This window comes from Nocardia uniformis NBRC 13702, assembly GCF_001613345.1.
GTDB lineage: Bacteria > Actinomycetota > Actinomycetes > Mycobacteriales > Mycobacteriaceae > Nocardia > Nocardia uniformis.
The window spans coordinates 105,236-113,465 of sequence record NZ_BDCE01000091.1; the positions used below are offsets into that span (position 1 = coordinate 105,236).

6 protein-coding genes are annotated in these 8,230 nt (G+C 66.9%); 2 read left to right on the forward strand and 4 right to left on the reverse strand.

What is annotated here, in order from left to right; all coding sequences use genetic code 11:
* Nucleotides 1-21 precede the first annotated feature (21 nt).
* Nucleotides 22-1,359, reverse strand: coding sequence for a cytochrome P450 (locus NU1_RS33520; RefSeq protein WP_084522054.1), 1,338 nt, complete (start codon nt 1,357-1,359; stop codon nt 22-24).
* Nucleotides 1,360-1,466: 107 nt separating this feature from the next.
* Nucleotides 1,467-2,417, reverse strand: coding sequence for a helix-turn-helix transcriptional regulator (locus NU1_RS33525; protein ID WP_067527676.1), 951 nt, complete (start codon nt 2,415-2,417; stop codon nt 1,467-1,469).
* A 62-nt stretch (nt 2,418-2,479) separates the two neighbouring features.
* Here NU1_RS33525 and NU1_RS33530 point away from each other — a divergent pair, with 62 nt between their 5' ends.
* Entirely contained in the window at nt 2,480-3,616 is a 1,137-nt protein-coding gene (locus NU1_RS33530) for an epoxide hydrolase family protein (RefSeq protein ID WP_067527678.1), read from the forward strand.
* 23 nt (nt 3,617-3,639) lie between these two features.
* Here NU1_RS33530 and NU1_RS33535 read toward each other — a convergent pair whose 3' ends face one another.
* Entirely contained in the window at nt 3,640-6,819 is a 3,180-nt protein-coding gene (locus tag NU1_RS33535; RefSeq protein ID WP_067527681.1) for an acetyl-CoA carboxylase family protein, read from the reverse strand.
* A gap of 537 nt (nt 6,820-7,356) precedes the next feature.
* Here NU1_RS33535 and NU1_RS33540 point away from each other — a divergent pair.
* Entirely contained in the window at nt 7,357-7,935 is a 579-nt protein-coding gene (locus NU1_RS33540) for a DUF308 domain-containing protein (RefSeq protein ID WP_067527683.1), read from the forward strand.
* A 75-nt stretch (nt 7,936-8,010) separates the two neighbouring features.
* Here NU1_RS33540 and NU1_RS42410 read toward each other — a convergent pair.
* Nucleotides 8,011-8,230, reverse strand: a 220-nt coding sequence (locus NU1_RS42410) for an alpha/beta fold hydrolase (protein WP_371859861.1), incomplete at its 5' end; no start/stop codon positions are given.

The window sequence follows — 8,230 nt, forward strand, 5'->3', positions numbered from 1 at the left end:
ACGATCCGATCCCCGAGCGCCCTATACGGTCCGGCTCATCGGGGAAGTATTGGCGGTCACCGTGATTCGCGCGCCATGGGCCGGGACGTGGGTGATATTGCGGATGCGTGCGCCTTCGGCGGATCCACCGTGCGGGAAGGTCAGCGTGAAGCGGGTCAGCACCTCGCGCAGGACCACGGCGCCCTCCATCAGGGAGAAGCCCGCGCCGATGCAGCGGCGGACACCGCCGCCGAATGGGAACCAGGTATTGGCGGCGACGCTGCCGTCGAGGAAGCGCTCGGGCCGGAATCGTGCGGCATCGGGGTAGCTGTCCGGGCGTTGATGGGCCAGGATGATCGAGGTGGTGACCACCGTTTCCCTCGGTAGCGTGACCCCACCGATTGTCATGTCGCGGGTGAGCTTTCGACCCGTTCCGGCAATGACCGTACGGCGGCGCATGGCCTCCTTCAGCACCGCCTCGAGGTACTTGTCATCGCCGTCGTGGGCCGCACGTCGGGCGGCATCCTGAATATCGGGGTTCGCGGCGAGTTCCTGGAAGGTCCACGACAGTGCCGAGGCGGTGGTTTCGTGACCGGCCAGCAGCAGGGTGATGAGCTGATCGCGCAGTTCCGCGTCCGACAGCGGTTGGTCGGCGGGATTGTCGCCCGCCCCGAAGGCGAGCAGCCGCGACAGCACGTCGGCCCGCTGATCCAGATCGGGATGGGCACGGCGACGGGCGATTTCGGCCAGCAGCAGGGTATCGATGGCGGTCTGGGTGGCGCGCATGCGCTTCCACACGCCGTACCGCTCCAAGCGCGGCCACTTCCACCCGAAGAAGACCAGTGGATTGACATTCACGATCCGCCGCAGCAACGGGGCCAGCTCGGATCGTCGCTGCTCATCGGTCATTCCGAAGACGACCTGCATGATCACGTCCAGGGTCAGTTCGTTCATCCGATCCAGTGCGGTCACGGTGGAACCGGAAACCCATTGGTCGATATGGGCTTTGGCGATGGCCTCGACGAAGGATCGATACCCGTGCAATGCGGAACCGGTGAAGGCGGGCATGAGCAGGCGACGGGCCCGCGCATGTTCCTGCTCGTCGGTGAGCAACACCGACCGCGAACCCATAATGTGCACCAGCAGCCGATTGCCTTCACCGGCATGCAAATCCGCCGGGTCGGCGGCGAAGATCTCGCGAATATGTTCCGGCCGCGAGAACACCACGAGGTTCTCCGCGTACGGCGGCACCAAGCGCAGGGTGAACACATCCCCGTACCTGCGGGCCGCCGTATTGAGCAGCAGCCCACGCCATTTCGCGTACAGCAGCGTTTGGACCGCCCTAGGAACTCGCGGACCAGGGGGAAATGCGGTGCTCACGACGTCGATTCCTTCCGTGGGCGGCGCCGCCACGGCTGCAGCGCCTCCATCAACCGTAGGCTGTTTCCGAATCCGGTGGAGCGGATCGCACCGCCACGAGTGAAAGGTCAACCGATGGCCGCGGCGCAGCGGCGGGCGAGCTTATCGATTTCGGCGACCAGTTCCGGGGGATCGGTGACGGTGAAATCGGTATCGATGGAGGTGAGCATCCACGACAGCGCCCAGGGGGAGTCCGCTCCGATGTGGAGCAGGCAGGTGGAGTTGTCCACCGCCTCCAAAACGCCCATCCCGGCCCAGATTCGGTCGGCCAGGTCCGCGGCGGAACGGTGCAGCGTCACCGTCGCCTGATAGGGCCAGGAGGTCTGCGACAGGCGATTGGAGAGATAGGTGACCACATCGCCGTCGGGTGCGTCGCGCGGCGGGAAACGGGGGCCGGTCGGGATGCGCGGACGCAGGCGGTCGACCCGGAACGAGCGCCAGTCGTCGCGGTGGATATCCCAGCCGACGAGGTACCAGTGGCGGCTGAAGTTGACCACCGACTGCGGTTCGACCTCTCGAAGTGATTCGCGCCCGGCATGATCGGTGTAGTCGAAGCGCAGTCGCTCATGGCGGTTGCAGGCGTCGGAGAGAGCGATGAGGGTGTCGGGGTCGACGCGTGGGCCGGAGGGTTCGACGCGGACCAGTGAACGCTTCAAACCCTCCAGGCGGTGCCGCAGCCGCGACGGCATGACCTGTTCGAGTTTGGTGAGCGCCCGCAGCGACGCGTCCTCGATCCCGGATACGGTGCCGCCGGTGGTCGTGCGCAGGCCGACCGCGACCGCGACCGCCTCCTCGTCATCGAGCAGCAGCGGTGGCAGGGTGGTGCCCGCGCCGAGTCGGTAACCGGCCGTGCCCTGTACCGCGTCCACCGGATAGCCGAGTTCGCGCAGCCGGTCCACATCGCGGCGCACGGTGCGCGCGCTCACGCCGAGCCGATCGGCAAGTGCCGCGCCGGACCAATCGCGATGAGTCTGTAGTAGCGACAGCAGTCGCAGCAGCCGAGCGGAGGTTTCGAGCATGCTCCCAGATTGCCATGAGCTTAGGACAGAACCCGGCCTAAGGGGCTCCTACCGTAGGAGACATGACGAACATCGAGTCCTTCCGAATCGACATTCCGCAGCGCGACCTCGACGATTTGAACGCCCGCCTGGCCAACACCCGCTGGCCCGATGAGCTGCCCGGCGTGGAGTGGACCTACGGCATCCCCACCGCCTATGTGCGGGAGTTGGCGGAGTACTGGCGGACGGGCTACGACTGGCGGGTTCAGGAGTCCATGCTCAATGCGCTTCCGCAGTTCGTCACCGATATCGACGGGCAGCGCATCCACTTCACGCATGTGCGCTCGCCGGAGCCGGACGCCCTGCCGCTGGTGCTTGTACACGGCTGGCCATTCGAGGACTTCACCGAGATGATCGGCGCACTCGCCGACCCTCGGGCGCACGGCGGCGATCCGAATGATGCCTTCCACCTGGTGATTCCGACGCTTCCCGGCTTCGGGTTCTCCGGCCCCACCCGTAAGCCGGGCGACGCCGCCACCGAGCGCAGTGCCGAACTCATCGCGAAACTCATGGCGCGGCTGGGTTATTCGCGGTACGGCGCGCAGGGTGGCGATGCGGGTTCGTTCATTGCCCCGCAGCTCGGTCGCATCGATACCGAGCATGTGGCGGGGATCCATCTCAATGACCCGATCACCATCCCATCCTGGGACGATGACGGCTCCGGTTACAGCGCCGTGGATCAGGAGAAGTTGGCCGAGCTGCAGGACTGGAGCAGTCAGGACACCTCCGGCTACGCGGGTATGCATTCCACCCGACCGCAGACCCTCGCCCCCGCGGTGGCCGACTCCCCGGCGGGCATGATGGCCTGGATTCTGGATGTGGTGAATACCTACAAGGATCCGGCGAAGTCGGTGCCGGACGAGTCCGTCGACCGCGACATGCTGCTGACGAATCTGTCGGTGCTCTGGTTCACCAATACCGCCGGATCCTCCATGCGTCTCTACAAGGAATCGCAGCAGTGGGGCGCGGAGGTGGACAACTCCGGGGTGCCGACCGGGGTGGCGGTATTCCCGAGCGGCACCGTGATTCGCGGTATCGCCGAGAAACAGCACACCGTCGTGCACTGGTCGGAGTTCGACCGGGGCGGCCACTTCGCCGCGATGGAAACACCGGATCTGCTGACCACCGACGTGCGGGACTTCTTCCGGAAGCTGCGCTGACTCGCCGGTGGATCGGCATCTCGTTACCGCAGGGTGTCGATCCACCGTCGCGTATCGGCGGGGTCGATGACGTCGTCGAGTTCGAGGACCGTGGCCGCCGTCAGCGCCTTGCCGCTGGCGTAGGCCATCCGCACCAGATTGTCGAAGGCGGTCTGCCGTTCGGCCGGGTCTTCGATGGCTGCGAGTTCTTTGGCGAAGCCCAGGCGTACGGCACCTTCCAGGCCCATACCGCCGATTTCGCCGGTGGGCCAGGCGATGACGAAACGCGGGGCGCGGAAAGAACCCGCCGCCATGGCTTGTGCGCCGAGGCCGTAGCCCTTGCGCACGATAATGGTGCCCCACGGCACCGTCAGGGCGGCCGCGTCGATGAACAGACGGCTGAACTTGGTGACGGTGGCATGGGTTTCCGCCTCCGGGCCGACCATGAACCCTGGTGTGTCGCACAGGGACACGATGGGCAGGCCGTGAGCGTCGCACAGGCTCAGGAAGGCGCTGAGCTTATCGGCGGCCGGGGCGTCGATGGCACCGCCGAGATGGTGGCAGTCATTGGCGATGAGGCCGAACGGGCGACCCTGGAAGCGCACCAGGGCGGTCACCACGCCCACACCCCAGTCGCGGCGCAACTCCAGGACCGAGTCGATATCGGCGACGGAGGCGATCGCGGCGCGAATATCGAAGGCGCGCAGCCGGTTCTCGGGCACCACGTGGCGGGACAGGCGTGGATCGGGTGCGCTCCAATCAGCCACCGGGCCTTGGAAATACGCCAGGTAGCGGCGGGCGATCGCCACCGCCTCGGCCTCGTCGGCGGCGACAATATGGACCACGCCATTGCGGCGCTGCACCTCGATCGGCCCGATATCCTCGGGCGCGTACACGCCCAATCCGCCGCCCTCGATCATGGCCGGACCGCCCATACCGATATTCGCGTCGGGGGTGGCGATGACGACATCGCACATGCCGAGCAGCGCGGCATTCCCGGCGAAGCAGCGGCCGGACACAATGCCGATGAGCGGGACCCGGCCCGACAGCGCGCCCATCGCCCGGAAGGTGGTGACGTCCAGTCCGGAGATACCAGGGTAGTCGGTATCGCCCGGTCGTCCGCCGCCGCCCTCGGTGAAGAACACCACCGGAAGTCGTTGGGAGTGAGCCAGTTCCAACATACGGTCGGTCTTGGCGTGATTGCGCATGCCCTGCGTGCCCGCGAGCACCATGTAGTCGTAGGACATCACCACGGCGCGGGTGGCGTTCGCGCCGAAGCGGTCGGCATTGATGGTGGCGACGCCCGCGATCAAACCGTCTGCGGGTGTGTTGGCTATCAGGTCCTCGGGGCTGCGTCGCAATCGCTGCGCCGCCACGGCGAGGGCTCCGTATTCGACGAAGCTGTCCGCATCCACCAGGTCGGCGATATTCTGCCGGGCCGTGCGCCGACCCAGGCGATGGCGCTTGGCGACCGCTTCCGGGCGGGCTTCGTCGAGCCCGATCCGGTGGCGGTCCCGCACTTCGGTGAGATCGGCGCGAAGCGAATCCAGGTCTTCCGCTGCGATATTCGCGTCACTGTCGGTGTGATCGGCCGCGGTCCAGATGAGCAGGGGAGTGTGCGGGTCGACGACCGCACCCGGGGAGACCAGTTGGCGCAGGACCCGCAGTGGTTGCTCGGCGCGCAGCACGTGCTGCATCTTCATCGCCTCGAGGACAGCGATTTCCGCTCCGGCGGACACCAGCGTGCCCGGCTCCACGACGCTGACGACTGTGCCACCCATCGGTGAACGCAGGACCTGTTCGTCATCGCCCACATCGAGGTGTTCGACCACCTGATCGGCGATATCCGCGACCTGATGCGGGGCGGGCGCGAAATCGACTGCCCTGCCGATGAGTTCGCTTACCTTCCGCTCGAACCAGGAGGTCGAGACGGTGGCCCCCTCGGCGAGCTCGTCCAGTACCGCCCGCTGCACCGCGATATTCGAATCGACCCCGGTGATCACCGTTTCGGCGAGCGCGTCGGCGGTGCGGCGCAGTGCCGCCGGATAGGACGGGCCGCGTGCGATGACCTTCGCCAGGAGCGAATCGAACCGCGCGCCCTGTCGCATACCGCTGAATGCCGCGGTATCGACCCGGACGCCCACACCGGTCGGCGGAGTGAACTGTGCGATGACCCCCGTACTGGGCAGCACTTCACCGCCCGCCGTGAGGATTTCGGCATTCACGCGCGCCTGGACCGCGTATCCGCGCGGAACCGTCGGCAGTTCGAGCTCCTCGACCGAGCGGCCCTGTGCGAGATCGAACTGAACGGCCACCAGATCCAACCCCGTCACCTCCTCGGTGATGGTGTGCTCCACCTGCAGCCGCGGATTCACCTCCAGGAACCACGCCTCACCGCCGTCGACCAGGAATTCGACGGTGACCACACCCCGGCACGCCACGGACTCGGCCAGCCGCACCGCGTGTTGGTGTAACCGATCCCGCAGCGCCGCATCGAGATTCGGTGCGGGCGCGATCTCGACGAGTTTCTGTTGCCGCCGCTGCACACTGCAATCGCGATCGCCGACGGCAATGGCGCGGACACCGTCGGCGACGATCTGCACCTCGATATGCCGTGCCTCGGCCACCAACGCCTCGGCGTACACGGTGTCGTCGCCGAATCCGGCCAGGGCCTCGGACCGACAGCGCTCATACGCCTCGGCCAGCCGTTCGGGCTCCCGCACCATCCGCATACCGCGTCCGCCACCACCCGCGGCGGCCTTCACCATCACACCGTCGGGATGGGCCTCGAGCAGCGTCCGGACCTCCTCGAGGGACGCTCCGCCCGCGGTAGCGGGGAGCACCGGCACTCCGGCCCGCTCCGCTGCCGCGCGCGCCGCGACCTTATCGCCGAACGTTCGCAGCACCTCCGGTGTCGGGCCGACGAATACCAGCGCGGCCGCAGTGCATGCGGCGGCGAACTCCGCACTCTCACTGAGGAATCCGTTACCGGGATGCACCAGCGCGCCGGGGCCCGCGGTGAGCGCCGCCTTCACGACCGCATCGATATCGAGATACGCCGCGGCCCCACCACCCGGCAGCCCCACCGCCTCGTCGGCCAACCGCACCGGCATGGCCTCCACCTCATCGCCGGTATACATCGCGAGCGTCGCGTATCCGCGCTCGCGCGTGGTCCGCAATACCCGCACGGCCACTTCACCCCGGTTTGCCACGACGATGTGCATCCCGACAGTCTCGCCGACGGGGTCGCTCCCGTCACGGCGAGCCCGGCACGCAAACCCGCACAGTCCGCCCAACCGGTGCGCCTTCGCCGCCGTCGCGCTGCGGACTTGGCGAACGGACGGTGAAGTGGCACTTCGGTGAGGTCGCCTAGACGTACGCATCACCACCGAACAGGTCTACGAGCAGACCACCGCCGATCAGACCTCACACGGCTGCCCGAACCCGATGGGATCACCGCGCGCCGCGATGTTCGGCGCCGCCCTGTGCCGACGCCGTCACCGGCCAGGCCCTCGACGCCGATCGGTCCCTGAGTGGTCGTCGGCCACCGCCAACCCGGCCACCTCCGAGCCTGGTGAAGCGGGCCTGGGGTGTGGCCCCGCCTCCTACGTGACAGCCGCCTGGCGGGGGTCGCTACGCGTCCAGTGCCGTGCCTGATCGCGCGGCCGGATTCCGGCGAGCCCTGGACGGCGCGCGGCGTGCCGACATGCCAAATATGCAAATGTCCAGGTAACTGGACGAAACGGTCATATTATTGACCGATGCCCACCAATCGGATCGAGGGGCGTACTGCGGTGTTTGCCGACTGGGCTTGGCAGACGCTGCTGGTGGTCGGCGTCTGCTCGGTCGTACTCGGGCTGACGGTGGCGGTATGGCCCGGTAAGTCGATAGATGTAGCGGGGGCGCTATTCGGGCTGGTACTCGCGGCCACGGCGGCGGTCCAGTGGATTGTCGCATTCGGTGCACGACTACCGACCGCGCTGCGCATCATGGAATTCGGCAGCGGGCTCCTGGCCATACTGCTGGCGTACCACTGCTTCGGCAGCGGCGAATGGATTCCCCTGCTGGCCATGTGGATCGGTATGGGCTGGATGATTCGGGGAGTCGTGCAGGCTATTGTCGCCGCCTGGTCGGACGAACTGGCCGGTGCCGGGCGACAGGAACTCGTCGGCCTGACCACCACGGTCGTCGGCATTGTGGTGGCGGTCGGACCGTTCTCCACCCTGACCGCGCTGTCGGTGGTCGTCGGCCTGTTCACCATCGCCCTCGGTGCCGCCGAAATCCTCACCGCCGTGCGGGTCGAGCGCGAGGTCATCGAATTCTCCATCCCGACCTACTGAGGCGGGTACCTCAGCCCGGATGGATTCGATGCCGCACATCGGGTAGACCGTGCGGACGTCCGGTGCGGTGAGCCTTCACTCGATCTTCGTCGCCAGTTCACGGACTGCGCGGACGAATATATCCGGGCGTTCGAAGTGGACATTGTGACCGGAGGCGACTTCGACCAGAGTCGCTGCCGGTAGGTGTGCCAGCACCTTGCCCACATCCTTGTCGTCCATGGCCGCCATGAGGACTCCGTTCTCGTCGTAGTACGACTTGCGGTGCTGGAACCAGTAATTGGTGTGAATCAGCACA

Bases quoted from the DNA above. Each gene is read 5' to 3' on its own strand.
- NU1_RS33525 (WP_067527676.1), bottom strand. From the start codon at position 2,417: ATGCTCGAAACCTCCGCTCGGCTGCTGCGACTGCTGTCGCTACTACAG.
- NU1_RS33540 (WP_067527683.1), top strand. From the start codon at position 7,357: ATGCCCACCAATCGGATCGAGGGGCGTACTGCGGTGTTTGCCGACTGG.
- NU1_RS33535 (WP_067527681.1), bottom strand. From the start codon at position 6,819: ATGCACATCGTCGTGGCAAACCGGGGTGAAGTGGCCGTGCGGGTATTG.
- NU1_RS33530 (WP_067527678.1), top strand. From the start codon at position 2,480: ATGACGAACATCGAGTCCTTCCGAATCGACATTCCGCAGCGCGACCTC.